Annotated in this window: 27 protein-coding genes; 18 read left to right on the top strand and 9 right to left on the bottom strand. The window is 75.7% G+C overall.

The window, feature by feature from the left end; genetic code table 11:
* The first annotated feature begins 568 nt into the window (after positions 1-568).
* Positions 569-1,873, top strand: coding sequence for a DUF6271 family protein (locus OO57_RS05880; RefSeq protein ID WP_033251192.1), 1,305 nt, complete (start codon positions 569-571; stop codon positions 1,871-1,873).
* A complete protein-coding gene (locus OO57_RS05875) occupies positions 1,870-2,376 on the top strand; it encodes a GNAT family N-acetyltransferase (protein ID WP_033251191.1) in 507 nt (168 codons plus the stop codon). Before OO57_RS05880 ends, OO57_RS05875 begins: the two co-directional genes overlap by 4 nt.
* Positions 2,377-2,480: 104 nt before the next feature.
* Here OO57_RS05875 and OO57_RS05870 read toward each other — a convergent pair whose 3' ends face one another.
* Genes OO57_RS05870 through OO57_RS05855 form a run of 4 tightly spaced genes read right to left on the bottom strand, consistent with a single transcriptional unit; the run spans position 2,481 to position 5,397 of the window.
* The gene (locus OO57_RS05870) at positions 2,481-3,233 is read right to left on the bottom strand and encodes a 4'-phosphopantetheinyl transferase family protein (RefSeq protein ID WP_051776662.1); all 753 of its coding nucleotides are present in this window, start codon (positions 3,231-3,233) and stop codon (positions 2,481-2,483) included.
* Complete coding sequence (locus tag OO57_RS43575) at positions 3,230-4,030, bottom strand: hypothetical protein (RefSeq protein WP_051776660.1); 801 nt, start codon at positions 4,028-4,030, stop codon at positions 3,230-3,232. Before OO57_RS43575 ends, OO57_RS05870 begins: the two co-directional genes overlap by 4 nt.
* A 3-nt stretch (positions 4,031-4,033) precedes the next feature.
* Positions 4,034-4,423: an acyl carrier protein gene (locus OO57_RS05860; protein WP_051776658.1), complete on the bottom strand. Its 390-nt coding sequence runs from the start codon at positions 4,421-4,423 to the stop codon at positions 4,034-4,036.
* A gap of 41 nt (positions 4,424-4,464) precedes the next feature.
* Positions 4,465-5,397, bottom strand: a complete 933-nt coding sequence (locus tag OO57_RS05855; protein WP_033251190.1) for a 3-oxoacyl-[acyl-carrier-protein] synthase III C-terminal domain-containing protein — start codon at positions 5,395-5,397, stop codon at positions 4,465-4,467.
* A 99-nt stretch (positions 5,398-5,496) separates the two neighbouring features.
* Here OO57_RS05855 and OO57_RS05850 point away from each other — a divergent pair, with 99 nt between their 5' ends.
* The 4 genes from OO57_RS05850 to OO57_RS05835 all read left to right on the top strand — a co-directional run bounded on the left by OO57_RS05850 (position 5,497) and on the right by OO57_RS05835 (position 8,826).
* Positions 5,497-5,826, top strand: a complete 330-nt coding sequence (locus tag OO57_RS05850; protein ID WP_033251189.1) for a hypothetical protein — start codon at positions 5,497-5,499, stop codon at positions 5,824-5,826.
* Entirely contained in the window at positions 5,823-6,983 is a 1,161-nt protein-coding gene (locus OO57_RS05845) for a glycosyltransferase (RefSeq protein WP_033251188.1), read from the top strand. Before OO57_RS05850 ends, OO57_RS05845 begins: the two co-directional genes overlap by 4 nt.
* An 89-nt stretch (positions 6,984-7,072) precedes the next feature.
* Positions 7,073-8,026 (top strand): daunorubicin resistance protein DrrA family ABC transporter ATP-binding protein, encoded by a 954-nt coding sequence (locus OO57_RS05840; protein ID WP_033251187.1) that lies wholly within the window; start codon positions 7,073-7,075, stop codon positions 8,024-8,026.
* Positions 8,027-8,061: 35 nt separating this feature from the next.
* On the top strand, positions 8,062-8,826 hold the full coding sequence (locus OO57_RS05835; protein ID WP_033251186.1) for an ABC transporter permease: 765 nt from the start codon (positions 8,062-8,064) through the stop codon (positions 8,824-8,826).
* Positions 8,827-8,882: 56 nt separating this feature from the next.
* On the opposite strand, the gene OO57_RS05830 is transcribed toward OO57_RS05835, so the two are convergent.
* The 3 genes from OO57_RS05830 to OO57_RS05820 form a co-directional block, all read right to left on the bottom strand.
* On the bottom strand, positions 8,883-10,220 hold the full coding sequence (locus tag OO57_RS05830; RefSeq protein ID WP_033251185.1) for a PLP-dependent aminotransferase family protein: 1,338 nt from the start codon (positions 10,218-10,220) through the stop codon (positions 8,883-8,885).
* Complete coding sequence (locus OO57_RS05825; protein ID WP_033251184.1) at positions 10,217-11,155, bottom strand: alpha/beta hydrolase; 939 nt, start codon at positions 11,153-11,155, stop codon at positions 10,217-10,219. The genes OO57_RS05830 and OO57_RS05825 overlap by 4 nt, the downstream gene beginning before the upstream one ends.
* A 122-nt stretch (positions 11,156-11,277) precedes the next feature.
* Positions 11,278-12,360 (bottom strand): alpha-hydroxy acid oxidase, encoded by a 1,083-nt coding sequence (locus tag OO57_RS05820; RefSeq protein WP_033251183.1) that lies wholly within the window; start codon positions 12,358-12,360, stop codon positions 11,278-11,280.
* A 173-nt stretch (positions 12,361-12,533) separates the two neighbouring features.
* Here OO57_RS05820 and OO57_RS05815 point away from each other — a divergent pair, with 173 nt between their 5' ends.
* The 12 genes from OO57_RS05815 (at position 12,534) to OO57_RS05760 (ending at position 24,764) form a co-directional block, all read left to right on the top strand.
* Positions 12,534-13,955, top strand: coding sequence for a class I adenylate-forming enzyme family protein (locus OO57_RS05815; RefSeq protein ID WP_081973477.1), 1,422 nt, complete (start codon positions 12,534-12,536; stop codon positions 13,953-13,955).
* Between the two features lie 101 nt (positions 13,956-14,056).
* Positions 14,057-14,323 carry an acyl carrier protein gene (locus tag OO57_RS05810; RefSeq protein WP_033251182.1) on the top strand — a complete coding sequence of 89 codons (267 nt, stop codon included), beginning with the start codon at positions 14,057-14,059 and terminating at the stop codon, positions 14,321-14,323.
* A complete protein-coding gene (locus OO57_RS45150; protein ID WP_234337231.1) occupies positions 14,320-14,706 on the top strand; it encodes a hypothetical protein in 387 nt (128 codons plus the stop codon). Before OO57_RS05810 ends, OO57_RS45150 begins: the two co-directional genes overlap by 4 nt.
* Positions 14,703-15,812 (top strand): beta-ketoacyl synthase N-terminal-like domain-containing protein, encoded by a 1,110-nt coding sequence (locus OO57_RS05800; protein WP_033251181.1) that lies wholly within the window; start codon positions 14,703-14,705, stop codon positions 15,810-15,812. The genes OO57_RS45150 and OO57_RS05800 overlap by 4 nt, the downstream gene beginning before the upstream one ends.
* Entirely contained in the window at positions 15,809-16,342 is a 534-nt protein-coding gene (locus tag OO57_RS05795) for a hypothetical protein (protein WP_033251180.1), read from the top strand. Before OO57_RS05800 ends, OO57_RS05795 begins: the two co-directional genes overlap by 4 nt.
* A 92-nt stretch (positions 16,343-16,434) precedes the next feature.
* Positions 16,435-18,120 (top strand): class I adenylate-forming enzyme family protein, encoded by a 1,686-nt coding sequence (locus OO57_RS05790; protein ID WP_063737501.1) that lies wholly within the window; start codon positions 16,435-16,437, stop codon positions 18,118-18,120.
* Positions 18,117-19,379: a beta-ketoacyl-[acyl-carrier-protein] synthase family protein gene (locus tag OO57_RS05785; RefSeq protein WP_033251179.1), complete on the top strand. Its 1,263-nt coding sequence runs from the start codon at positions 18,117-18,119 to the stop codon at positions 19,377-19,379. The genes OO57_RS05790 and OO57_RS05785 overlap by 4 nt, the downstream gene beginning before the upstream one ends.
* A gap of 68 nt (positions 19,380-19,447) precedes the next feature.
* On the top strand, positions 19,448-20,482 hold the full coding sequence (gene hppD / locus OO57_RS05780) for a 4-hydroxyphenylpyruvate dioxygenase (RefSeq protein ID WP_033251178.1): 1,035 nt from the start codon (positions 19,448-19,450) through the stop codon (positions 20,480-20,482).
* 58 nt (positions 20,483-20,540) lie between these two features.
* Positions 20,541-21,455 (top strand): phytanoyl-CoA dioxygenase family protein, encoded by a 915-nt coding sequence (locus OO57_RS05775; protein WP_033251177.1) that lies wholly within the window; start codon positions 20,541-20,543, stop codon positions 21,453-21,455.
* Positions 21,452-22,507, top strand: coding sequence for a thiamine pyrophosphate-dependent dehydrogenase E1 component subunit alpha (locus tag OO57_RS05770; protein WP_234337230.1), 1,056 nt, complete (start codon positions 21,452-21,454; stop codon positions 22,505-22,507). Before OO57_RS05775 ends, OO57_RS05770 begins: the two co-directional genes overlap by 4 nt.
* Positions 22,504-23,496: an alpha-ketoacid dehydrogenase subunit beta gene (locus OO57_RS05765; protein WP_033251176.1), complete on the top strand. Its 993-nt coding sequence runs from the start codon at positions 22,504-22,506 to the stop codon at positions 23,494-23,496. The genes OO57_RS05770 and OO57_RS05765 overlap by 4 nt, the downstream gene beginning before the upstream one ends.
* Entirely contained in the window at positions 23,493-24,764 is a 1,272-nt protein-coding gene (locus OO57_RS05760) for a type III PLP-dependent enzyme (protein ID WP_051776653.1), read from the top strand. The genes OO57_RS05765 and OO57_RS05760 overlap by 4 nt, the downstream gene beginning before the upstream one ends.
* Here OO57_RS05760 and OO57_RS05755 read toward each other — a convergent pair.
* Positions 24,692-25,456, bottom strand: a complete 765-nt coding sequence (locus tag OO57_RS05755) for a class I SAM-dependent methyltransferase (protein ID WP_033251175.1) — start codon at positions 25,454-25,456, stop codon at positions 24,692-24,694. The two genes, OO57_RS05760 and OO57_RS05755, sit on opposite strands and share 73 nt — an antisense overlap.
* Complete coding sequence (locus tag OO57_RS05750; protein WP_033251174.1) at positions 25,453-26,502, bottom strand: aminotransferase class I/II-fold pyridoxal phosphate-dependent enzyme; 1,050 nt, start codon at positions 26,500-26,502, stop codon at positions 25,453-25,455. Before OO57_RS05750 ends, OO57_RS05755 begins: the two co-directional genes overlap by 4 nt.
* Between the last annotated feature and the right edge of the window lie 12 nt (positions 26,503-26,514).

Below are 26,514 nucleotides of genomic sequence, written 5' to 3'. Positions count from 1 at the left end.
GGGTGCGCAACGATCATCACGGATCGATTTCGACGGGAACTTCCGGGCGGCGGTCGGGCGTTCGGGGGAGCATTCGGCCGGAGGGCATTCGGCCGGGTCGGGTTCCGCTCCGGCGGACTTCGGGGCGGGAAGTCGAGCGGCCGGGCCGCCGGGGATTCCCGGCCGGATTCCACCGGCCCGGGCGCGGTCGAATCCTTTCGCGCCGGAGCCCCTCCGGGGCAGGGCCCGCTGCCCCATCGGGCAGGGTCGGCGGTCGGCGGGGCCGGGCCGGGGGCGACGCGTTGACACCCCGTTCCGGGCCGGGCCACTGTGGTGGGACCGGGCCGCCCGCGTTGCCGCCGCAGCCCTCCGCGCCCGCCGACGCCCCGCCGACGCCTCCGCCAACGCCTCCGCCGACCGGCCGCTGCCGACCAGTCGCTGACGGGCCGTCCGGGACGGCGGGGCGGGCCGTCCGGAGTGGCGGGGCGGGCCGTCCGGGACCGCGGGGCGGGCCGGCCAGGGCCCCTTCTCCCCGCGCGGCGGCCCGACGCCGCATCGACCCTGACGACCGGACGGAGATTCCCACACCATGCAACGTGTCTGCCTCGCCCTGCCCACCATGCGCGCCTGCCCCGGCACCATCGTGGACCTCGCCGAGGAGGCGGCCTACGCCGTCGCGACCTTCGGGGTCGAGGTGCACCTCCTCGTCCTCGACACCACCGAGGACGCCGAGTTCGCGAAGAACGCGGACGCCGTGGCCGCACTGGCCCCCTCCCCCGGCGTGTTCGTCCACCACCTCGGCAACGAGGCGCAGCGCGCGTTCTTCCACGACGTGGCGCGGCGCTCCGGCGCGGCCGACCCCGAGCTGCTGCTCGACCTGATGCTGCCGCAGGACGTCGCGTACGGTTCCTGCGTCAACCGGATCTTCCTGGGTGCCGCCGCCCTGGGCTGCACCTCGGCGCACCTGCGCAACGACGACTTCGACTACCGGGTCGTCGACGGCGAGAAGGCGTTCCCGATCCACCACGAGCTGCTGTCGATCGGCAAGCCGGCCGGGGAGGCGGTGGCGGGGGTGGCCCGCTCCACGCTCGACCCGGCGGACGCGGACCGGCCGGTGATGCTGGTCAGCGCGTCCTTCATGGGCGAACTCAACGTGGACATCGGCGAGATCAACGAGCTGGACCCGGAGGTCTACCGGGACCTGGTGCGGCTGTGGACGCCGCGGGTGTGGACGCGGGAGCAGCAGGACGCCATGGTGGACGTCTCCTTCAAGGGCGCCGAGGAGGGGAGCTTCGACCGCGACGACTCGGTGCTCGGCGTGCCGGACATCTGGGACGTCTACATGTGCAACGTCGCCATCGACCACCGGGGTTACGAGGTGCTGCCGCTGGTGCCCTCGCTGCGCACCATCGGCAGCGACTACGCGCTGCTGCACGCCCTGGTGCACTCCGAGCTGCCCGCCGTCATCCACCGGCGGCACATCGTCAACTACTACACGCCCGAGCGCCGGATCGGCGCCGGGTTCGTCTCGTACCAGCTGCGCTTCGTGAAGATGCTGCTCTCGATGCTGTACCTGTACCCGGTCTACGGCCAGATGATCGACCTCGGCCGCGGGCTGCTGGACGAGCGGCACGAGTTGAAGGTGGAGCCGGTCCTCGGGCTGGTGCGCAGCACCTTCGACCTGGACCGGGAGACCAACGAGACCTGCCTGGACGAGGTGGACCGCCTCTACCGCAAGCTGGGCGGCAAGTACGCCGAGCTGGCGGACGTGGTGGCCGGGCAGCGGCAGCAGCTGCTGGACGAGGCCCGGGAGGACGCCGTGCGCTGGGCCGTGCTGATCGAGGCGTGGGCGCCGATGGTGGCCGCCGCCCGCGGGCGGGGGCTCGCGGGGTGAGCGGGGAGTTCCTGATCCGGCAGCTGGCCGACGGGGACTGGGACGCCGTGGTCGCGCTGGAGCACGACGCCTACGCGGCCGACGGCCTCTCCGAGGGGCGGGAGGCGCTGCAGTCCCGGGCCCGCCGCTCGCCCGGCACCTGCTTCGTGCTGGAGCAGTGCGACAGCGGCGCCGTCCGCGGCTACCTGCTGAGCCTGCCGTACCCGCCGCTGCGGTGCCCGGACCTCGCCGTGGCGGAGGCCGGAGAGGCCTTCGCGACGGACAACCTGCACGTCCACGACCTGGTGCTGGCCGAGGAGTTGCGCGGCCGGGAGCTCGCCGCGAACCTGATGGAGCACGTGCAGGCGCGGGCGGCGGCGGAGGGCTTCGCGCAGGTCTCGATGGTCGCGGTGCGCGGCTCCGACATCCTGCTGCGCTTCTACGGCTACCGCGCCCACCGGGAGGTGGCGGTGCCCGCGTCGTACGGGCGGCGGGCGGTCTACATGTCGCGGCCGGTGGGCTGACGGCACGCGCGAACGCGTCGGGCCCGACCGGTTCAGCTGCCGGTCGGGCCCGAACGTGCTTGTCAGGTAAGGGAGTTCAGGTAAGGAAGTTCAGGTAAGGGAGTTCAGCCGGTCCAGGTGCGGTGGCGGACGGTGAAGGGGCGGTCGGTGTCGGCGGCGACCGCCGCGCGGAACGGGCCCGGCACCGGGACGTCGGACAGCCAGAGCGGACCGGGCCCGAGCGGGGCCGCGTCGGCCAGGCGCAGCGGGGAGGGCCCGGCCAGCGGGAGGCCGAGGCCCTGGGCGAGCCGCCCGCCGTGGACCTTGACGCAGGCCTCGCGGCGGCACCACAGCCGGGTGAAGCGGTCGGCGCCGTCGGCGGGGGTCGGCGCGTCCAGGACGAGTGCCGCGTCGGCGGCCGGGAAGTGGCGGCGGGCGATCCGCGCGCCGATCTCGGGCCGGGCGAGCTGCTCGACGTCCGCGCCGACCCGGCGTCCGACGGCGAGGGCCAGCAGCGCGAGCGCCCCCGAGCCGGACCAGTTGACCCGGAGCGGTTCGGCGGACGCCGGGAGGACGGGTTCGGGCTTGCCGTGCGGGCCGTAGCGCCACACCAGGTCGGCGGGCGGGACGCCGAGCCGTTCGGCGACGAGCAGCCGGACGGCACCCCGGGCCACCGCGAAGCGCCCGCCCTCGGCCGGGTCGTGGGCGCGGTCGGCGCGGCTGCGTTCCGCGGGGTCGAGCAGGCCGTACAGGCGGCGCACGACGTCCGGGGGCTGGTCGGTGGGGATGCTCCAGGCGTCGATGACGTCGATGACATCAGGGTCGGCGGCGGCGGTGGCGGCGGGGGTCAGGGCGTTCACGGTGTTCACGGTGTTCACGGCAGGGTCAGCGTACTGAGCAGGCCCAGGCGCCGGTCGTGGTCGGCGACCAGGAGCGGGCGGCGGGCGTCGAGGCGGTCGGCCAGCAGGGTCCAGACGCCGGTGAAGGGCTGTCCGGGGCGGGCCGCTTCGGCGCCGTCGGGGACGCCGTGGGCGGACAGTGCGGCGGAGAGCAGCAGCCCGGCGTCCGGGCCGAGTCGGCGGTGCTCGTCGCGGACGGAGCGCAGCGCCCGCGCGCCGTCCGGCTGGTCCTGCCGGTGCACCCGCAGGCCTTCGCCCGGGGCGTCCTCGCAGACCAGGACGACGGCGCGGTGCCCGGCGGGCAGGTCGACGGGTTCGGGGGCCTCGTGGTGCAGGGCGCTCTGCTCGGCGAGCACGATCACGGCCCGGCGGCAGCCGCCGGTGCGGTGGTGGACGGCGGCGAGGCGCAGGGCGGTGAAGGCGGCGGCGCTGCCCTGGTCGCAGACGGCGAAGGCGGTCGGCTGCCCGGGGCAGTGGCTGCTGAGCCGGAGCGAGGCGGGGGCGGCGGGCCGGACGTCCGGGGAGGAGAAGGCGAGGATCAGCAGGTCCGCGGGTTCGCCCCCGGGCAGGGCGCGTTCCAGCAGCGCGGCGCCCATCTCCCCGTAGTCGTGCCCGGCGCCCGCGTCCAGCAGGTCCTCGCGCAGCGGCAGGCCGTACGGGCGGGCCAGGTCGGCGGTGAAGGTGCGCAGGTCGGGGTGGAGCGCGGCGGCGGCGTGGCCGTCGAACCCGGCGGCGACCGCCCTGGTCACGCGCAGGCCGCGGTTCTCGGCGGGCACCGGTCAGTCCTCGTCGACGTGGTGTCCGACGACGTAGTCGGTGAGGCTGTCGACGGTGCGGATGTCGTCGATGACGAGGTGCTCGACGTCGACCTGGATGGCGAGCGTCTCCTCGATGTCCAGGACCAGGTCGACGATGCCGGAGGAGGTGAGGCCGTAGTCGTCGAAGAAGCAGGCGTTCGCGGGGATGTCGGCGAGCTGGACGCCCAGGACGCGCGGCAGGACCTCCTCGACGCCGCGCCGGATGCGCTCGCGCACCCCGGGGTCGACCGGCTCGGGGTCGACCGGCTCGGGGTCGACCGGCTCGGGGGCGACCGGCTCGACGGCGGGCAACTCGGCGGCGGGCAGGGCGGTGGTGGGCAACTCGGCGGCGGGCAGGGCGGATTCTGGCATGGGTGGACCGTCCGGTGGTGGGTGAGCGGTGGGATGGGGTGTCAGTGCTGCAGGACCATGGCCGCGAAGGTGGCGCCGATGCCGGCGGCGGCGATCAGGTAGTGGTCGCCGGGCCGGAGCGCTCCGCCGGTGGTGGCGGTGCGGAGGTTGACGAAGGCGTCCGCGGCGAAGCTGTGGCCGACCGAGGCCACGTTGTCCAGGACCACCCGCTCGGCGGGGTAGTCGAGTTCGCGGCAGAGCATCCGCCAGGAGGCCTGGTTGACGTTGTGCGGGAGCAGCAGTGCGAGGTCGGCGAGGCCGAGGCCCGCCTGGTCGAGCGCGGCCCCGATGGTCTCGACCATGGTGGGCTGGTACTCCCGCTGGTAGCGGTTCATCAGCTCGGGGTCGTCGACCGGCCGGCCGTGGAACTCGGGGCGCTGGCGGACCGCGTAGGAGAGCACGCGGTTGCGGTCGCCGTCGGGGCTGACCAGGCAGGCGGTGGCGGCCTCGGCGAAGATCGTGGTGCCGGGCAGGAGTTGGGCGTCCCGGGTGAAGGTCTTCTCCCCCGCCAGCACCAGGGCCAGTGCCGACGGGTCGCCGTCGTCGGCCAGCAGTCGTCCGGCCAGGTCGACGGCCAGCAGTGAGGCGGCGCAGGCCTGTTGGGTGACGGTGAACGCGTCGGCGCGGGTGAGGCCGAAGCGTTCCTTGAGCTGCTGCAGGGGGTTGATCGGGTAGGGCGCGGCGACCGGCGTGCTGCGGGCGTGCAGCAGGTACCGGATGCGGTGTTCGTTGCCGCGCAGTTCGGGCAGGGCCCGGACGGCGGCGTCCAGCAGGTCGAGCAGCGTCCCGTCCGGGTCCAGGCGCACCTGGTCCAGGCCGTGGAAGCGGCGGAAGATTCGGAGTTGACGTGGGGTAAGGCCGATCCGGGCGCCCACGTCCTCGATCGGTTCGAGTCGCGGGGGGAGGTGGACGGCCACTGCCTCCAGTGCGGTCACCCCGGTTAGTATTCCCACGCCTTGCGGGTCGCACAAGCGATCACCGCCCTGGGGCCGCCTCCCTCACTCCCGTTGCCGTCGAGCCGGTGGAGCTTTCCGTTGACTGATCCCCAGCATTCCTCCGTACACCAAGAAACCTTTTCCGGAGCGGCCTCCGGGCCGTCCGGCGCGCCGTCGCCCGTCCTCGGCCCGGGGCTGCTGGCCGCGCTGGCCGAGGCGGCCGACGCTCTGCCCGAATGGGCAGAGTCGCTCGCCCCCGGGGACCGGCTGGACGCCGATCTCGCCCTGGACGAGAGCGAGTTCGCCGCCCTGGACGCGCTGCTGCGGGAGCGCTTCGGCGCCGACCTGGGCGCGCTGCGGGCCGGCCTCGACCTGGACGGGCTGGCCGCGCTGACCGTCGGCGACCTGGCGGAGCTGGTGCGCCGGTGAGCCGCTTCCTGCTGGTGGTGCCGCCGCTGGCCGGGCACGTCAACCCGGCGGCCGGGATCGCGGACGAGCTGGCCGCGCGCGGCCACGAGGTGGCCTGGACCGGCACCGAGACGATGCTGCGGCCGCTGCTCGGCCCCGGCGCCCGGGTCTTCGGCACCGGCAACCGGATGTTCCGGGCGATGGGCGGCCACGGCCTGGCCTCGCTGCGCTCGCTGTGGGAGGGCTTCGTCGTCCCGTACGCCAAGTTCACCCTGAAGCCGCTGGACGCGGTGGTGCGGGAGTTCCGACCCGATGCGCTGCTGGTGGACCAGCACACCCCGGCGGGCGCGCTGGTCGCGCACCGGTACGGGCTGCCGTGGGCGACGCTGGCGCCGGGGGCGATGGAGCTGGGCCGCCCGTACCGGCACCTGCCGCGGGTGGAGGCCTGGACGGCGGGCCTGCTGGCGGGCCTGTGGGAGCGGGCCGGGCTGCCCGCCGGGGAGTTCACCGACCCGCGCTGCTCGCCGCACCTGGTGCTGGCCACCTCCGGGCGGGCGCTGCTCGGCGACCTGCCGCCGCTGCCGCAACTCGCCGCGGTGGGGCCGGTGCTGACCGCGCGCCCGGCGGATCCGGCGTTCCCGTGGGAGCGGCTGGCGGCCGGTCGGCGCACCGTGCTGGTCACCATGGGGACGATGTCGGACGCGGTCGGCGCGGACTTCCTGCACCGCACCGTCGCGGCGCTGGAGCTGCTCGGCGGGGACGGCGCGCAGGCGGTGGTCGCCGCGTCCCGCGGGGCACTTCCGGCTGCCCTTCCGGACTCCGTGCTGGTGGTCGATCGGGCACCGGTGCTGGAGCTGCTGGCGGCGGGGCGCTTGGACGCGGTGCTCTGCCATGGTGGGATGAACACCGTGGTCGAGTCGCTGGCCCACGGGGTCCCCGTGCTGGCGGCGCCGATCCGCAACGACCAGCCGTTCGTGGCGCAGCGGGTCGCGGAGGCCGGGGCCGGCCTGCGGGTCCCGTTCGCCCGGGCCAGTCCGCCGGTGATCGCCGAGCGGCTGCGGCGGGTGCTCGACGACCCCTCCCACCGGACGGCCGCCGAGCTGATCGGTCGTCAACTGCTGTCCGGAGGCGGGGCGTTGACCGCCGCCGACCGGATGGAGGCGCTGGTCGCCCCCTGATACCGCCCCGCGTCCGCCAACCGCCGTCCCATGAGCGCCGGTTGGCGGGCGCGAGGCCCCCGCACCCCACCCCAGCACGGGAGTTCTGGTTGATCGAGACCAAGGGACTTCGCAAGTCCTACCCGTCCGGCAAGCACGGCCGGACCGTCGTCGACGCCGTCCGCGGCATCGACCTGGACGTCCGGGCGGGCGAGATCTTCGGATTCCTCGGCCCCAACGGCGCCGGGAAGACCACCACGCTGCGCATGCTCGCCACCCTGATCCGCCCGGACGGCGGCGCGGCCCTGGTCGCCGGGGCCGACCTGCTGACGGACCCGGCCGGGGTCCGCCGCCGGATCGGCTACGTCGCCCAGGGCGGCGGCACCGCCGACGCCGTCACCGGGCGGGAGGAACTGGTCATGCAGGCCCGGATGTACGGCAGCCGCAAGGCCGAGGCGCTGCGGCAGGCCGCGGACGCCGTCGCGGCGTTCGAGCTGGCCGAGTTCGCCGACCGCCACTGCAGCACCTACTCCGGCGGCCAGCGCCGCCGGGTCGACATCGCCCTCGGGGTCATCCACTCCCCGAAGGTGCTGTTCCTGGACGAGCCGACGGTGGGCCTGGACCCGGCCAGCCGCGGCCAGGTGTGGGCCGAGATCGAGCGGCTGCGCACCGGGGGCATGACGGTCGTGGTCACCACCCACTACCTGGACGAGGCCGACGCGCTCTGCGACCGGGTCGCGATCGTCGACCACGGCCAGGTCGTGGTGGAGGGCACGCCCGAGGCGCTCAAGCGCGAGATCTCCGGCGACGTCGTGCTGCTCGGCCTCGCCGCCGGGGAGGCCGGGCCCGCCGCCGACGCCCTGCGCGGGCAGCGCTCCCTGCACCGGCTGGAGCCGGGCGAGGACGGCCTGCGCCTGTACCTGGACGACGGTGCGGCGGCCGTCCCGCAGCTGCTGAGCGTCCTGAACGGGGCGGGCATCGTCCCCGGGACGGTGCAGCTCCAGCGGCCGAGCCTGGACGACGTCTTCCTGGCCCGCACCGGCCGCTCCATCGAACAGTCCTGACGAGAAACTGACGAGAAATCCCTGGGGTCCCTTCCGTGAAGCTCGCCCGTGACACCTGGCTGGTCTTCCAGCGGCAAGTGCTGCTGATGTGGCGCACACCGATCTGGATCGTGGTCGGCATCACCCAGCCGGTCTTCTACCTGCTGCTGTTCGCCCCGCTGCTGAAGCAGGTGCTCAAGCCGATGGGCGCGAGCACCTACGCCGAGGCCTACCAGATCTACGTCCCCGGCCTGCTGGCGGTGCTCTGCATCTTCGGCGGCCTCTACACCGGCTTCAGCCTGCTCGGCGAGCTGAAGGCCGGCATCATCGAGCGCTCCCGGGTGACCCCGGTCAGCCGGCTCGCCCTGCTGCTGGGGCGGGCGCTGCGCGAGACGCTCGGCCTGCTCGTCCAGGCGGTCATCATCACGCTGGTCGCGCTGCCGTTCGGCCTGCGGGTCGAGCCGCTGAGCCTGCTGCTGGCCTACGTGCTGCTCGCCCTGCTGGCGCTGATGACCTCGGCGGTCTCGTACGGCATCGCCCTGGCGCTGCCCAACGACGCCGCGATGGCGCCGGTGGTGAACACCGTCGCCCAGCCGATCGGCCTGCTCTCCGGCGTGCTGCTGCCGCTGGCGCTGGCGCCGGTGTGGCTGCAGAAGGTCGCGGAGTGGAACCCCTTCTACTGGGCGGTGGAGGGCATGCGGGCGCTGTTCTCCGGGCGCCCCGGCGACAGCGTGGTCTGGCAGGGGCTGCTGATCGTCGCGGTGCTGACGGCCGCGGCGGTGTCCTACTCGGCCCGGCTGTTCTCGGCCCGGATCCGGTAGCCGCGCGCGCACGAGGAGGGGGAGGGGCCGCGGCCCCTCCCCCTCCTGCCGTGCTCTCAGCCCGCGGCGGCCCGGACGCAGGCCGACCGGACGAAGGCGGCCAGTCGGGCCGTCCCCGCCTCGATCTGCGGCGCGCTCAGGGCGCTGATCGACAGCCGCAGCCGGCGCTCGCCGCCGCCCGCCGGGTAGAACGGGGCCATCGGAGTCCAGAGCACCCCGTGGTCGCGGGCGCAGCGCTCCATCGCCGCCTCGTCGGCGGTGAACGGCACGTCCAGCACGGCGAAGAAGCCGCCCTCGGGCTCGTTCCAGGACACGCCCAGCCGGGCCCGCTCGGCCGCCGGGAAGTGCCGCTCCAACTCCCTCAGCAGAACGGCCAGGTTGGCCGCGTAGTGGGCGCGGGCGGGGGCGTTGGCGGCGCGCAGGCGGCAGTCGTGGTGCAGCAGCATGCCGCCGATCACGGCCTGGCTGAGCGCCGGGGTGTTGACCGTCGTCATGCTCTTCAGCTTGGCCAGCTCGTCGGCCAGCAGCGTCGTCCGGCCGTCCGGGGCGGCCACCCGCTGGTCGGCGACCACGTAGCCGAGCCGGGCGCCGGGGAAGCAGGTCTTGGCGAACGAGCCGAGGTGGACCACCCGGCCGCGGTTCCCGTCCAGGGCCTTCAGGGTGGGGCGCTCGCCCGGCTGTTCGCCCGGCTCACGGGAGAAGAAGCCGTACGGGTTGTCCTCGATCACCAGCAGCCCCTCCTCGGCCGCCGCCTCCAGCAGCCCCGCCCGGGCCGCGAGCGGCATGCTGGTGCCGGACGGGTTGGCGAAGTCGGGGACCACGTAGAGCGCCCGCGGGCGGCGGCCGGAGGCCCGGACGGCGCGGGCCGCCGCGCGCACGGCCGCCGGGTCCGGTCCGCCCCGGGGGCCCTCCGGGACGGGGACGGTCGCCAGGTCGAGCAGCCGGGCCGCGCCGGTGACCCCCACGTAGCAGGGCGAGCTGACCAGCAGCACGTCCTCGGCCGTGGCGCACAGCGCGCGCAGCACCAGCAGCATGCCCTCCTGCGCGCCGACGGTGAGCACCAGCGCCTCCGGGTCCACGTCCAGGCCCTCGTCGTTGGCGAGGGTGCGGGCGACCAGGTCGGCGACGATGCCCTTGGTCGGCCCGTACTGGAACAGCGCGGTGCGCACGGCGCTGCCGCTCAGGCCGCGCTCGGCGAGGTGGGTGAGGTAGGTGTCCAGGTACGCGTGGACGTCCTCGGGTTCGAAGAAGCCCTCGTGCGGGCGGCCGGGGGCGAAGGAGAGCGCGCCCGGGTAGCGCTCGGTGACCTCGTTGAGGAAGGTCATCGCGTCCAGCAGCGGGTCGGCGAGGCTGGCGTGCAGGTCGCCCAGCGGGAGGGTGGTGACCGTGCTCATCGGAGGGCCTCGCGCAGTCGGTCGGCGGCGTACTGCTGGGCGGCGCGGCCGTCGTCCAGGACGCCGGACATCGCGAAGAAGCCGTGCGGCACGCCGTCGTAGCGGCGCAGCTCGACGGGGACGCCCGCGGCGCGCAGGGCCCCGGCGTACTCCTCGCCCTCGTCGCGCAGCGGGTCGTACTCGGCGGTGATGACGGTGGCGGGCGGCAGCCCGGCCAGCGAGGGGGCGCGCAGCGGGGAGGCCAGCGGGTCGGCGCCGTCGGCCGGGTCGGCCAGGTAGTGGCCCCAGTACCAGGCCACCGAGCGGCGGTTGAACAGCAGCGGGTCGTCGTGCTCGCGGACGGACGGGGTGTCCGCGGCGTGGTCGGTGTTCGGGTAGACCAGCAGCTGGTGCCGCAGCGCGGGGCCGCCGCGCTCCCGGGCCAGCAGGGTCAGGGCGGCGGCCAGGTTGCCGCCCGCGCTGTCGCCCGCCACGGCCAACCGCCCCGGTTCGGCGCCCAGTTCGGCGGCGTGCGCGGCGATCCACTCGGCGGCGGCGAGCACGTCGTGGACGGCCGCCGGGAAGGGGTGCTCGGGGGCGAGCCGGTAGCCGACCGAGACGGTGACGCAGCCGACCTCGTTGGTGAGGCGGCGGCAGAGCGCGTCGCCGGTGTCGAGCGACCCGAGCACCCAGCCGCCGCCGAACAGGTAGAGCAGGACCGGGAGTCGGCCGTCCGTGCCGGTGGCCGGGCGGTAGACCCGCAGCGGCAGCGGCCCGCCGGGGCCCGGGACGGTGAGCTCCGTGACGGAGCCGACCGGTTCCGGGTTCCCGGCGGCGGCCCGGATGTCGGCGAGGTCCGCGGCACGGGCCTCGGCGAGCGTGCGGGTGTACAGCGGTGGCGTGCCGGCCGCGGCGCGCTGCCGGCGCAGGGCCTCGGCCTGGGGGTGCAGTGGCAAGGGGTGTTCCTGGGGTCGGATCGGGCCGCGGGTCGGCGGCGCTGGTCGGGGTGTCGGTCGGGGCACTGGTCGAGTGCTGGTCGGGTGCTGGTCCGGGTGCTCGGGACCGCCGGGCTACGGGGTCACGGCAGTGGGGTCACGGCGGTGGGGTCGAGGTCGGCGAGGCGGGGGCGGCCCAGGAGGGCGAGGGTGTCGTCGAGTTCGGACTTCAGGAGGTCGAGGACCCGGGCGACGCCGTCCTCGCCGTCGACGGCGAGGCCCCAGAGGGCGGGGCGGCCGATCAGGACGGCGCGGGCGCCGAGGGCGATCGCGAGGGCAGCGTCCGTGCCCGTCCGGACACCGCCGTCCAGGAGGACGGGCAGGTTCGGCGGCACGGCGGCGGCCACTTCGGGCAGGGCGGCGAGGGACGGGAGGGCACCGTCGAGCTGGCGGCCGCCGTGGTTGGAGACCAGGACGGCGTCGACGCCGTGCTCGGCGGCGAGGCGGGCGTCCTCGGCGGTGAGGACGCCCTTGAGGACGATCGGCAGGGCGGTGCGTTCGCGCAGCCAGGCCAGGTCGGCCCAGGTCAGGGTGGGGTCGAACTGCTCCCTGGCGTGGTCGGCGATGCCCGAACTGCCGTGCGCCGCGCGGTGGCTGGCGGCCATCACGGCTTGGTCGACGTTGACGGCGCGGACGTGCGGGGGGATCGCGAAGCCGTTGCGGGCGTCGCGCAGGCGGCGGCCGATCCGGGGGGCGTCCACGGTCAGCACCAGGGCGCGGTACCCGGCGCTCTCGGCGCGTTCGACCAGGGCGGCGAGCACGTCGCGGCGGCGCAGCCAGTAGAGCTGGAGCCAGAGCGGGCCGGTGGCGGCTGCGGCGATGGACTCCAGGGTGCGGCTGGCGAAGATCCCGGCGACCATGAGCGCTCCGGCACGCCCGGCCGCGCGGGCGGTGGCGACCTCGCCCTCGGGGTGGAGCAGCTGGTGGTAGGCCATCGGCGCGATGCCGATCGGGGTCTCCAGGGGGCTGCCGAGCAGGGTGAGGCGCTGGTCGGTGGTGGAGACGTCGACCATGGTGCGCGGGCGCAGGCGGCAGTGCGCGAACCGGGCGCGGTTGGCGGCGAGGGTGCGTTCGGCGCCGCTGCCGCCCTGGACGAAGTCCCAGGTCGCGGCCGGGAGTTCGGCGCGGGCGGCGCGTTCGAAGTCGGAGAGTTCCAGTGCGTCCAAGGGTCTGCCTTTCCGGGCAAGCCCCGGTCGGGCCCGCTCCGGCCCGGCAGCGTAGGAGGCGACACCCCCAATGGTCTAGACCTTGCTTCGGCTCGAACGCCTGTGTCATGGTCGGGGCGCCGGACCGGCCCCGCTGGTCGCGACCGGCCTCCTTCCAACCTCCCCTTCGTGGAGTGGCGTTGACCGGATCTCCCTCTCTCCCCGCCCTGCCGTGCGGTGCCCCGCACGACTGGGTGGACCGCTTCCTGCTGGCCGGGCCCGACGACCAGGAGTGCCTGCGCTTCGGCTCCCCCGTGGACCGCGCCGCGCTGCGCGCCCTGGTCGCCGAGCAGGCCGCCCGGCTCACCGCCGCGGGCCTGGCCCGCGGCGGCACGGCCGCGCTGCGGCTGGCGCCCTCGCTCGGCTACGCCGCCGCGCTGCTGGCCTGCTGGCAGCTGGGCGCCCAGGCCGTCCTGCTCGACCACCGGCTCACCGACCACGAGGTCGCGCTCGCCGTCGAACGGCTGGCGCCCCAGGTCCTGGTCGAGTCGGCGCACGGCCCCGCCGCGGCGATGCGCGGCTTCGCCGAGACCGACCCGGTGCCGGTGGCGCGGCCGGGCGGCCGTCCGGCCGCGACCGGCCACGCGCTGGTGCAGCTGAGCTCGGGCTCGACCGGCCCGGCCAAGGTGATCGCCCGCACCGCCGCCGACCTGCTGCGCGAACTCGACTGCTACGCCCGGCTGGAGGCGTTCCCGAAGGCCGGGGAGCGGGTCGTCCTGCTCTCCTCGATGGTGCACGTCCTGGGCCTGGTCGGCGGGCTGCTCAACAGCCTGCACGCCCGGGTGCCGCTGACCGTCCCCGCCCGGACGACCACGGCGGGCATCCTGGCCGCGGTCGCCGGGGACGACCGGCCGACCACCGTGATCGGCGTCCCGTTCCACGCCGAGCTGCTGGCCGGTGCGACCGCTCCCCCGCCGCTGCCGCAGCTGCGCCGGATGATCGTCGCCGGCGAGCTGGTCCGCCCCGGGCTGCCCGCGGCGTTCCGCGAACGCTACGGCGTGCCGCTGGGCACCATGTACGGGATGACCGAGCGCGGCGTCATCGCCACCGACCTCGACGGCACCCTGCACCCCGGGGCCGCGCCCGTCCACGGCACGGAGCTGCGCGAGGACGGCGGCGAGCTGCACCTCGCGATGGCCGCCTCCCCCTACCCCGGCCTCACCGACCCCGCCCGCTGGTCGGACGGCTGGCTGCACACCCGCGACGCGGGCCGGGTCGACCCGGCGAGCGGCCGGGTCACCGTGCTCGGGCGGCGCGACTCGCAGGTCTCCATCGGCGGCCTCAAGGTCGACCTCAACGAGGTCGAGCACACCCTCGCGGCACTGCCCGGGGTCCGCGAGGCCGTGGTGGTCTTCACGGACGGCGCCATCGAGGCCTACCTGGCCACCGAGGGCCCCGGGGCCACCGACCGGGCCGACGCCGTCCGGGAGGCGCTGACCCGCGAACTGGCCGCCTTCAAGCGACCCCGGCAGCTCACCTTCCTCCCGGCGCTGCCCCGCACCGCCACCGGCAAGCTCGTCCGCGACACCGCCGCGCTGCGCGCCGCCACCCCCTGATCCGACCGCACACCGCACCGCACCGCAGACCGCACCGAACCGCACCGCATCGCACCGCAGACCGCACCGCACCCCGACCACCCCGTACGAGGAGCACCACCATGCAGGAGCGCATCCGCGAGTTCGTCCTCGCGACCCTCGCCGAGATGAACTACGACACCGCCGAGGTCACCGGCGACACCGACCTCGGCCCGGCCGGGCTCGACCTCGAATCGCTGGCCCTCGCCGAGCTCTCGGTCCAGGTCGAGGACGAGTTCGGGATCAAGTTCGACATGGACGAGCTGGAGACCACCGCCCTGATGACGCTCGACCAGTTCACCGCCGACGTGGCCCGCCGGGTCGCGGCCACCGCCGGGACCGCCGCGTGAGCACGCCCGTGCCCGCGCCCGCGCCCGTGCCCGCGCCCGTGCCCGCGCCCGCGCCCGCGCCCGTGCCCGCGCCCGCGCCCGCGCCCGCGCCCGCGCCCGCGCCCGCGCCCGCGCCCGTGCCCGCGCTGCCGGACCGGGCCGCGGTGGTGGCGATGCTCGCGGCGTTCGGCCAGCGGGCCGCGGAGAGCGTGCCGGAGAGCCTCGGCTCGCTCGAACTCACCTGGCTGACAGCCGAGTTCGAGCAGCGCTACGGCATCGAGCTGGACCTCTCGGACGAACAGTTCGCCGCCGTCCGGACGGTGGACGACGCCGTCGCGGTGCTGGGCGCGGCCGTGCTCGCCGCCCGCCCCTCCCCCGGCACCGGCGGGGTCGCCCGGTCATGAGCAGCAGCGCACCGCCGGCCGGACGGCCGGTGTTCACCGGCCTCGGGGTGCTCAGCGCCTTCGGCGCCGGGCCCGCCCCGCTGGCCGCCGCGACCGCCGCGGGCTCGGCCGCCGGGTTCGCCGAGGTGACCCGCTTCGACGTCTCCCGGCGCGGCACCCGGCGGGCGGCCCTGCTGGCCGATCCGCCGCCGCTCGCCGCCGCGGTGCTGGGTGCCGTCGCCGACGCCTGCGAGCAGTCCGGACTTCCCGGCGGTGCACCGCTGTTGCTCGCCCTGCACAGCGACCTGCGCACCCGCGAGGTCGCCGCCGAGGTGGCGCAGGGCGCCGCCGCCCTCGGCCTGGCCGGGGTGGACCGGGTCTACACCGGCGCCTGCGTGGCGGCCGCCACCGCGGTGGCCGACGCCGCCGCACTGGTCGGCTCCGGCCGCCACCCCCGGGTGGTGGTCGCGGCCGGGCACCTGGTGGAGCCGGGCGTCTTCGCGGCCTTCGACGCGGGCCGGGCACTGGCCCGCGACGGGCGGCTGCGGCCGTTCAGCAGCGGGCGCAGCGGCACCCTGCTCGGCGACGCCGCGGTGGCCGTGGTCGTCGAGGCGGACACCGCCGCCGCCGCGCGCGGCGTCCGCCCGCTGGCCCGGCTGGCGGGCTGGGGCCGCTCGGGGGACGCCCACCACGTGTGCCGTCCGCGGCCCGACGGCGCGGGCGTGGCCCGGGCCGTCCGGTCCGCGCTGGCCCGGGCGGGGGTCGCCCCGTCCGGGGTGGACTACGTCAACGCCAACGGCACCGGTTCGCCGATGTCGGACCTGGCGGAGGCGCGGGCACTGCGCGAGGTGTTCGGCGAGGCGCTGGACGGGCTGCCGGTCAGCTCCAGCAAGTCCGTCCACGGGCACGCCCTGGAGGCCTCCGCGCTGCTCGAACTCGCCGTCACCATCGGCGCGTTGGACAGCGGGCGGCTGCCGGTCAACGCGGGCTGGCTGGGGCCGGACCCGGAGGTCGGGCTGGACCTCGTCCTCGCGGAGCGGCGTCCGGACGTCCCTCCCCGCTGCGCGCTGAGCCTCAACTCGGCGTTCGGCGGCGCCAACACCGCGCTCCTGGTGGCCGCCGCATGAGCACCCCGCGCACCCGCACCCTCGCCGCCGCGCACTGGCCGCCCGGTGAGCCGCCGCCCCCGCTGCCCGGCTTCTCGGCCTCGACCTTCAACCCGCTGGTCGCGGCCGTCGCCGAACGCTGCCTGGCCGCGGGCTACGGCGAGCCGGGCGAGCCGCGCCGCACCGCGCTGCTGCTCGCCAGTGCCGGGGGCGACCGCGCCACCGCGCTGGCCATCGACACCGCCGCCGCGGGGCACCGGATGCCGCCGCTGCTGTTCTTCCAGTCCAACCCGAACGCCGTCCTCGGGCACGTCGCCAGCCGTTGGCAGCTGACCGGGCCGGTCGTCGCGATCAGCCCGCCGGAGGCCGCCGCTCCCGGTGAAGTCCCGCCGGACGCGCTGGAGTTGGCCGAACTGCTGCTCGCCGACGGCGACGCCGACCACGTCCTGGTGATCGCCGCCGAGCAGGCCGCGCCGAGCGCCGAACAGGGCCCCGATCAGGCCGCCGCCGTCCTGCTCGCCGCCGCTGCCGTTGCCACTGCCACTGCCTGAACGCCCCCTTCTGAACCCCGTCCGCACGCGTCCCCGGACGCCGCACCGCACCCGCACGGCCAGCGCCGTGGCCCGTGGGAGGGATCCACACCGTGAGCAGCATCCGCAGTATCCGCAGCCTCCTGGCGAACGACCCGGACGTCGGCGCCGGGAACGTGCTGACCAGCAGGACCGCCCTGGGCACCGGCCTCGACGACCCGCTGCTGTCCTTCGACACCACGGTGGACGGCCGTCCCGCCGGGGAGGCGCTCACCCTGCGCGGGGCCGACCGCGCCGTCCGGGCCCGGGCCGCCGCGCTGCACGCCCTCGGGGTCGGCCGGCGGGACGTGGTGGTGGTGTACGCGAGCGCCGCCGCCGACCAGGTGCTGTCCTTCCTGGCGCTGGCCCGGCTGGGCGCGGTCCCGGCGCTGCTCAACCCCGGGGTGGAGGGCGAACGGGCGGCCCGCTACATCGCCCGCCTCGGCGCCGTCGGCATCCTCGCCGACCCCGCGCACCGGGCCGAACTGGCCGGGCACGACCCGGCGGCCCCGGTGCTCGCCGACGCCGCCGACCTCGGCACCGGCGACCCGGAGTCGGCGCCCGCCCCGTACCGGCACCACGCGGACGACCCGGTGGCGATCACCCACTCCTCCGGCACCACCGGGATGCCCAAGGCCGTGGTGCACTCGCACGCCAGCCTGTACGCGTCGATCCGGCACCGCGCCGCGCTGCCCCGGCCGCAGGGCATCGACCGGGTGCTCAGCGCGCTGCCCGCCGCGCACGCCGCGACGCTGATCACGCTCAACCTGGCGCTCAGCTTCCACTCCCGGCTGCACCTGATCTCGCAGCAGACCGGCCCGGCCGTGCTGGAGGCGATCGAGCGCTGGCGGCCGCAGAGCGTGTTCGGCTTCGCCACCACCTGGGCCGACCTGGCCCGGCAGGACCTCTCGGCCCGCGACCTGTCCTCGGTCGGCCTGTGGTGGAACACCGGCGACTGCGCCCACGAGGCGCACATCCGCCGCCTGATCGCGCAGGGCTCGCGGGAGACCGTCACCCGCGAGGGCCGCGGCCGCCTGCCGGGCTCGGTGTTCGTCGACGGCCTGGGCTCGACCGAGATGGGCCACTCGCACTTCCACATCACCCACGCCCCCGGCACCGAGAAGTACGGCCGCTGCGTGGGCCGCCCGCACACCTTCGTCGACTGCGAGGTGGTCGGCCCGGACGGCGAGCCGCTCGGCCCCGGCGAGGTCGGCGAACTCGCCACCGCCTCACCGACGTTGGCACCCGGCTACTGGAACGACTCGGTCACCACCTACCGCACCCGGCTGCGCGGCCGCTTCCTCACCGGCGACCTGATGTACCGGGACGAGGAGGGCTACTACTACCACGTCGACCGGCTGGTCGACGCGGTCGACCTCGGCGGCGGCAAGCGGCTGTACACCGCGATGTCCGAGGAGCGGGTGCTGGCCGCCGTCCCCGACGTGCAGGACTGCACGGTCGTCGCGGTGCGGGACGGCGGCGGCCGGGTGGTCACCGACGTGCTGCTGCTCCTCGCCGACGGCGCCGACCCGGCCGCCGACCGCACCGCGGAGGTGCTCGCCGCGCTCGACGGGGACACCGCCGCGACCGTCCGCTCGGTGCTGGTGGTCGGCGAGGACGACCTCCCGCTCGGCCCGACCGGCAAGGTCCGCAAGGTCCTGCTGCGCGAGCGCCACCTCGCCGCGGCGGCCCCGGCGGACACCGCGGCGGCCCCGGCGGACACCGCAGCGGCACCGGCGGCCCCGGCGGGCGCCCGGTGAGCCGGGCCGGGCGGCCGGGCGCCGTCGTCACCGGCATCGGGACGGTCACCTCGCTGGGCCGCGACCCGCACGAGGTCTTCGCGGCGCTGACCTCCGGGCGCAGCGGCATCACCGCCGTGCCGGAGGGCCACGTCGCGCACGGCTGGCTGCCCGCCGCCGGGATCGCCCCGCACGTCGACGGCCGGGAGGTGCTGCCGCCGACCGAGACCCGCTGCGTCGACCGGTTCGTGCTGCTGGCGCTGGCCGCCGCGGACGGCGCGCTGGCCGACGCCGCCCTGGTCGTCGGCCGGGACGTCGACGCCCGCCGCACCGCCGTGGTGCTGGGCACCGGCGGCGGTGGCCTGGAGACCTACGAGCAGCAAGCGGGGCGGCGCCGGGAGCGCGGGCGTCCCGGCGTCAGCCCGTACCTGCTGCCCGGGATGCTCTCCAACATGGCGACCGCCCGGATCGCGATCAAGCACGGCATCCGCGGCTTCAGCACCGCGATCGTGACGGCCTGCGCGGCCGGTGCGCAGGCGGTGGCCGAGGGGCTGCGGCTGATCCGGGCCGGTGACGCGGACGTGGTGGTGTGCGGCGGGACGGACGCCTCGCTGCACCCGACGATCGTCTCCGCGTTCACCAACGCCCGTGCGCTGGCCCAGGGTTGGGACGACCCGGCGCAGGCGTCCCGGCCGTTCGACGCCCGCCGCAACGGCTTCGTGCTGGGCGACGGCAGCGCCGTCCTGGTGCTGGAGAGCGCCGAGCACGCCGAGGCCCGCGGCGCGGCCGGGTACGCCGAGCTGATCGGCTGGGGCTCCAGCACCGACGCCCACCACCCGACCATGCCGCGCCCGGACGGCGCGGGTGCCGCCGACGCGATGCGCGCCGCCCTCGCCAACGCCGGGCTGGACGCCGCCGACATCGGCTACGTCAACGCGCACGGCACCGGCACCAAGCTCGGCGACATCGCCGAATCGGCCGCGCTGCGCGCGGTGTTCGGCGCGCACCGGCCCGCCGTCAGCTCCACCAAGGGCGCCACCGGCCACCTGCTGGGCGCGGCCGGGGCGGTGGAGGCCGCCGTCACCGCACTGGCGGTGGCCCGCGGGCTGCTGCCGCCGACCCTCAACCTGGACGAGCCCGACCCGGCGTGCGACCTGGACCACGTCCGCGGCGCCGCCCGTCCGGCTGTGCTGCGGGCCGCGCTGAGCAACGCCTTCGCGTTCGGCGGCCACAACACCAGCCTGGTCTTCGGGCCGACGCCCACCCGTACCACCAAGTAGGCCGCCAGGGCCCGCCCCTGCGCACCGGTCAGCACCTCCGCTCTCAACTCCGCTTTCAGGGAGTCCAGTTGTCGATCCAGACGATCACCCATGTCGAGTACCACTGCGCGGACGCCGCGCAGCGCGCCACCGAACTGCAGACCTGCTTCGGCTTCCGGCGCGACGCCGAGCAGCCGGTGTGGAGGCCCGGGGTGCAGGCCGTGCACCTGCGGCAGGGCAGCATCCGGCTGCGGCTGCTCTCCAGCGGGATCACCGACCACCCGGTGGCCCGCTACGTCGAGCGGCACGGCGAGGGCGTGGCCGTGCTGGCGCTCGGCTGCACCGACCCGCGGGCCGCGCTGGAGCGGGCCGAACGGCACGGCGCCGAGGTGCTGGACCGGGAGGGCGCGCTGATCGCGGGCTTCGGCGACACCGCGCTGCGCTTCGTCGCCCTGCCGGACGACGCCCCGACCGCCACCCCGGCCGATGCCCCGGCCGATGCCCCGGAGGCCGTCGGCGGCGAGCTGCTGGACGCCCTCGACCACGTCGCGATCTGCGTGCCCGCCGGGGAGTTGGCGCGGGCCGTGCTGTTCTGCGAGGCCGCGCTCGGCATGCACCGGATCTTCGGCGAGTACATCGCGGTCGGCGAGCAGGGGATGGACTCCAGCGTGGTGCAGAGCCCCTCCGGGGACGTCACCTTCACCCTGATCGAGCCGGACACCGGCCGCCGGGCCGGGCAGATCGACACCTTCCTCGCCGACCACGACGGCGCGGGCGTCCAGCACCTGGCCTTCCGCACCGGCGACATCGCCACCGCCGTCCGCACCGCGAGCGCGCACGGCGTCGAGTTCCTCACCACCCCCGGCACCTACTACGACGCCCTGGCCGAGCGGCTCGGCGGCACCGCGATCCCGGTCGGGACGCTGCGCGAGCTGAACGTCCTGGTCGACCAGGACCACGGCGGCCAGCTGTTCCAGATCTTCGCCCGCTCCACCCACCCCCGGCGGACCTTCTTCCTGGAGGTGATCGAGCGCCAGGGCGCGGGCACCTTCGGCACCGCCAACATCAAGGCCCTGTACGAGGCCGTCGAACGCCAGCGCGCCACCGCCTCCACCTCCGCCTGACCCGCACCTGCCCCGCCCCCGACCGGGCCCCGACCACCCTCCGAGGAGGAGCACCCCCGTGACCACCGTGACCGAGTTCGAGCTGACCGCGGCCGAGCGCGCCCTGCTGCCCACCCCCGAGGAGGTGGCCGGCTACCGCGAGCACGGCTGGTACCTCTCCGGGAAGCTGTTCACCGACGCCGAGGTCGACGCCCTCCAGGCCGCGGCCGACGCGTACTACGACGGCCACCGCGACCGCACCCTGGCCGTCCGGCCGCCGAACCTGGCCGCCTGGGAGCCCGCGCACGGGCCGGTCCAGCGGCACAACGACTACGTGCACCACGAGAGCGACGCGCTCGGCGCGCTCCTGCGCAAGCCGCTGGTCGGCGCCGTCGCCGCGCTGCTCGCCGGGGCGGAGGAGATCCGGGTCTTCCAGTCGACGCTGATCCTCAAGCCGCCGGTGCCGGAGGAGCCCTCCAACCAGGTGCCGTGGCACTTCGACAAGCACTACTGGCACACCTCCTCCTCGGAGGAGATGCTGACCGCGTTCATCCCGTTCCACGACTGCGGGGTGGAGAACGGCACCATCACCATGGTCGACGGCAGCAACCGCTGGCGGGAACTGCCCTCCGGCGAGGACGCCACCCGGCACTTCGCCCAGCGCGACCGCTCCGAGCTGGAGTCGATCCTGACCGCCAACGCCGCCCACAACGGCGCGGAGGTCCGCAAGGTCCCGGTGGTCATCCCGAAGGGGCACGTCAGCTTCCACCACTGCCGCACCTACCACGGCAGCGGCGCCAACCTGGCCGACTTCCCGCGCCGGGCGGTCTCGCTGCACCTCCAGGACGGCGCCAACGAGTACCGGCACGCCACCCGCCCGGACGGCTCCCCCGCCGCGTACAACCACGACGTGCTGGTGCGCCGCACCGCCGACGGCCGCCCCGACTACGCCGACCCCGATTTCTGCCCGGTGATCTGGCGGGGAGCCCGGTGACCCAGCACGACCCGGCCGCTCCGGCCGCTCCGGCCGCTCCGGCAGCCCCGGCAGCCCCGGCAGCTCCAGCCGCCCCGGCCGACCTGGGCTCGCCCGCCGGGCGCTACCGGATGCTGCGGCTGGTCCGCGGCTTCGAGGAGCTCGCACTCGGCCTGGTGCGGTCCGGGGAGATCACCGGCGGCATCCACCCGTACATCGGGCAGGAGGCCGTCGCGGTCGGCGTCTGCGCGGCGCTGCGCCCGCAGGACCGGATCACCTCCACCCACCGGGGCCACGGCCACGTGCTCGCCAAGGGCGCGGACCCGGCCCGGCTGCTGGCCGAACTCCTGGGCCGCACCGGCGGGTTGAACCGGGGCCGGGGCGGCTCGATGCACGCCGCGGACTTCTCGCTCGGCATCCTGGGCGCCAACGGCATGGTCGGCGCGGGCGGGGCGATCGCGGTCGGTGCCGCCTGGTCCGCCCGGCAGGCCGGTGAGGACCGGGTCGCGGTCGCCTTCTTCGGCGACGGCGCGCTCAACCAGGGCGTCCTGCTGGAGTCCCTGAACCTGGCCGCGATGTGGCGGCTGCCGGTGCTGTTCGTCTGCGAGAACAACGGCTACGCCACCACGCTGCCCGCCGCCACCGCGGTGGCGGGCAGTGCCACCGGACGGGCCGCCGCCTTCGGGATCCCCGCCGCCGAGGTGGACGGGATGGACACCGAGGCCGTCCGTTCGGCGGCCGCCGCGGCCGTCGAACGGGCCGCCGCCGGCGGTGGCCCCGGCTTCCTCGAGTGCCGCACCTACCGCTTCGAGGGGCACCACACCATGGAACGGCTGATGAAACTGCACTACCGCACCCCCGAGGAGGTCGCCGACTGGCGCGCCCTCGACCCGCTGCCGCGCGCCGCCGCGCTCCTGCCGCCCGGCCTGGCCGCGGAGTTGGACGCCTCGGTGGAGCAACAGCTCGGCGCCGCACGGGAGTTCGCCCTCGCTTCCGAACACCCTTCGCCGGAAAGGGCGTTGGAGCACCTGTACGCGGACGGGCTGCGTCCGAGGGCGGGGCACCGCGGATGAGGCTCTCCTACACCAAGGCGCTCAACCGGGCGCTCACCGACGCCCTCGCCGCGGACCCGGCGGTCTGCGTCTTCGGCGAGGACATCGGCGCCGGGATGGCCGGGCCCACCCTCAACCTGCTCGACCGCTTCGGCCCCGGCCGGATCGTCGACACCCCGCTCTCCGAGCAGGCCTTCACCTCGATGGCGATCGGCGCCGCGCTGACCGGGCGGCGGCCGGTGATCGAGTTCCAGATCCCCTCGCTGCTGTTCCTGGTCTTCGAGCAACTCGTCAACCAGGCGCACAAGTTCTCGCTGATGACCGGCGGCCAGGCCGCCGTCCCGCTGACCTGCCTGGTGCCGGGCTCCGGCTCCCGGGACGGCTGGGCCGGGCAGCACTCCGACCACCCGTACGGCCTGTTCGCGCACGCCGGGGTGAAGACCGTCGTCCCGGCCACGCCCACCGACGCGTACGGGCTGCTGCGCTCGGCGATCGCCGACCCGGACCCGGTGGTGGTGTTCGCCCCGGCCGCGGCCCTGCCGGTGCGGGAGACCGTGACGTGGGAGCTGGCGCCGATCCCGCTGGGCTCGGCCCGGATCCACCGGGCGGGCACCGACGTCACCGTGGTCGCCGTCGGCCACCTGGTGCACGACGCGCTGGCCGTCGCGGAGGAACTCGCCCCGGAGCTCTCCGTCGAGGTGTTCGACCCGCGCACCCTGTACCCGTTCGACTGGGCGGCGCTGGCCGCCTCGCTGGAGCGCACCGGGCGCCTGGTCGTCATCGACGACTCCAACCGCAGCTGCGGCATCGGCGCCGAGGTCCTCGCCACCGCGGCCGAGGAGATGCGCCTGGTCGCCCCGCCCCGGCGGATCACCCGGCCGGACGGCGCCGTGCTGCCGTTCGCCCCCGCCCTGGACCGCGCCGTGCAGCCCCACCGCGACCAACTGCGGGCCGCCCTGCGCGCGTTCGGGCCGCTGCGGCCCCCGCACGGCGAGGACCCGGCACGTTGAACCCCACCACCGAACTCCCCGCCCTCACCCCCGCGCTGCGCTCCGCCCTGGCCGCGGCCACCGACGACCGGATCTTCTACGACCTGGCCGGCATCGCCCGCCGCTACACCGCGCTGCGGGACGAACTGCCGGGCGTGGCCGTCCGGTTCGCCATGAAGGCCTGCCCGGTGGACGAGGTGCTGGCCCACCTGGCCGCGCTCGGCGCCGGTTTCGACGCCGCCAGCCCGCACGAGGTCGCCCAGGCGCTGCGCACCGGCGTCCCGGCCGACCGGGTGCACTACGGCAACACCGTCAAGTCGGACCGGGGCATCGCCGAGGCGTACCGCCTGGGCATCCGGGACTTCGCCACCGACAGCCTCCAGGACGTCCGCGCGATCGCCGAACACGCCCCGGGCGCACGGGTGTTCTGCCGCCTCGCCACCAGCGGCGAGGGCGCGCTGTGGGGACTGAGCCGCAAGTTCGGCTGCTCGGCGGCGGACGCCGTCGACGTCCTGACGGCCGCCCGCGCGGCCGGGCTGACCCCGGCCGGGCTCTCGGTGCACGTCGGTTCGCAGCAGCTGACCGCCAAGGCCTGGACGGCCGCGTTCGAGCTGATCGGCGAGGTGCTGGTCGAGCTCGACCGGCGCGGCGTCCGGCTCGACCACGTCAACCTCGGCGGCGGCCTGCCCGCCCTGGGCTACACCGACCGGCACGGCACCGCCCTCGACCCGCCGCTCGACGAGATCTTCCGGGCCGTCCGGCAGGGCGTCGACCAGCTGCGCCGACTGCACGGCGGCGCACTGGACTTCGTCCTGGAACCGGGCCGCCACCTGGTCGCCGACCAGGGCGCGATCCGCACCCACGTCTACCGGCTGACCTCCCGCGAGCAGCCGGACGGCGGGCGGGAGCACTGGCTCTACCTGGGCTGCGGGAAGTTCAACGGGCTGTACGAGATGGACCAGGTGCAGTACCGGCTGGTCTTCCCGACCCACCCGGAGCCGGAGTGCGTCCCGGCCGTGGTGGCGGGCCCGACCTGCGACAGCGACGACACCTTCCCGCACGGGCAGGACTCCGGCCTGGTGCCGGTGCCCCGGGCGGTGGCCTCCGGCGACCCGGTGTGGATCCTCTCCACCGGCGCCTACGCGGTCAGTTACCTCACCCAGGGCTTCAACGGCTTCGAGCCGCTGCCGCACACCGTGCTCACGGACGGGGTCGCTCAGGCTCCGGGGGCGGCCCGGCAGAACAGGATCTGCTTGGGCGAGGCGCTGGTGAACGGGGAGGAGTCGTAGTCGCCGCAGCGCTCCACGACGTCGAGGCCGGCCAGGCGGCACAGGGCGAGCAGTTCCTCCGGGAAGAAGCAGCGCATGCTGACCTTCTTGGTGCGGACGCGCTCGCCCGCGCGCAGGTAGTCGAGGGTGAAGTGCAGCACCTGGGTGGCGGCGTCGTAGCCGGTGGCGGCGCGCACCTCCAGCTCGGTGCCGTCCAGGTCGGTGACCGACTTGTGGCGGTAGGGGGCGTCGGGCAGCCGGGTGAGCTTCGCCGGGGCGGGGTTGAACACGTCCAGGAGCAGCGTGCCGCCGGGGCGCAGCGCGGCGCGGGCCGAGGTGAGGAAGGCGAGCACGGAGTCCAGGTCGTGCAGGTGCTGCATGGCGTTGGTGGCGGAGAAGACCAGGGCGTAGCGGCGCCCGGTGCGGATGTCGCGGCAGTCCTGTTCGAGCCACTCGACGGGCAGGCCCTCGGCGGCGGAGCGGCGGCGGGCGAGCGCGAGCATGCTGGGCATCACGTCGAGGCCGGTGACGTCGACGCCCGCGCGGGCGATCGGCAGGGTGATCCGGCCGGTGCCGCAGGCGACCTCCAGGACCGGGCCGTCGGCGCGCCGGGCCTGGTCGAGGAAGAACGGGACGTCGTGGGTGCGGGTGGCGAACTCCCGGTCGTAGAAGTCGGCGTCGTCGTAGACGGCCAGGTCCTGGAGGGGCTTCATCGGTGGTTCTCCGGCGCGGGGGCGAAGGGGGCGAAGGGGGCGGCGAGGCTGGTGAGGACGGAGCCGGTCCAGGCGGTGTCGCCGAAGACGGTGGCGGGGAGGGCGAGCAGGCCGTGCTCGGCCAGCAGCGTCCCGGCCGGGGTGTCGACCGGGAAGAAGTAGTTGCCCGGGCTGGTGCGGGCGGCGGCGGGCACGGCCGCGCGGACGTCGGCGGGCAGGGCGGCGAGCAGGCGTTCGGCGCGGGCGGCCAGCGCGGCCTCCACCCGGCGCGGGGTGTCCGCGTGCTCGGCCAGCAGGCTCTCGGCGAGCCGGAGCCGGTCCTGGCCGGGCGGGTCGCCGCGGAAGGCCTCGGCCACGGCGGTGTCGTCCGGGCCGAGCAGGACGATGCCGAAGGTGCGGGGGTGCAGCCAGCCCTTGGTGACCGAGTGCAGCAGGACGGCGCGGCCGGTGTCCAGCAGCCGCCGGGTGCCGGGGGCGAACGGGGTGCCCAGGTCGTAGACGGCGTCGATCAGCAGGCGCCGGTGCGGGGAGCGCTCCAGCCAGGCGGCCAGTGCGGCGCACTCGGCGTCGGTGAGGTGGCGGCCGAGCGGCTTGCTGGGGTTGGCGAGCAGCAGGTACTCGGGGCGCTCGCCCTCCGGCGGGGCCTGCGGCAGGACGGGGGCGGGCAGCGTCGGGTAGGAGCCGGGGGCGAGCCCGGCGGCGCGGGCCAGTTCGGAGTAGACCGGGTACACGTCGGCGGGCAGCCACAGCCGGGCGCCGACGGTGTGCAGGTGGCGGAACAGCAGGTCGAGGCCGTGCCGGACGCCGCCGCCGACCATCGCGCGGCGCGACCACTCCTCGGGCAGGCCGTAGCGGCGCAGCCAGGTGCGGGCCAGGTCGCACCGGTAGACCGTGCGGGTGCCGTCGCCGTCCGGGGGGCCGGGTCGCAGCGGGGCGAGCGCCCGGTAGACGTTGGTCTCGGCGGCGTCCAGCAGGGACGGGTCGGCGGCGAGCAGGTGCTGCCGGTGCGCCTGGAACTCGTCGAACCTCGTGCCGTCGAACCTCACGCCGTCGAACCT

It is taken from the genome of Kitasatospora phosalacinea, from assembly GCF_000717185.1.
GTDB lineage: Bacteria > Actinomycetota > Actinomycetes > Streptomycetales > Streptomycetaceae > Kitasatospora > Kitasatospora phosalacinea_A.
Note: the sequence above shows the minus strand (reverse complement) of the source record. Positions and strands in the feature narration are given on the sequence as shown.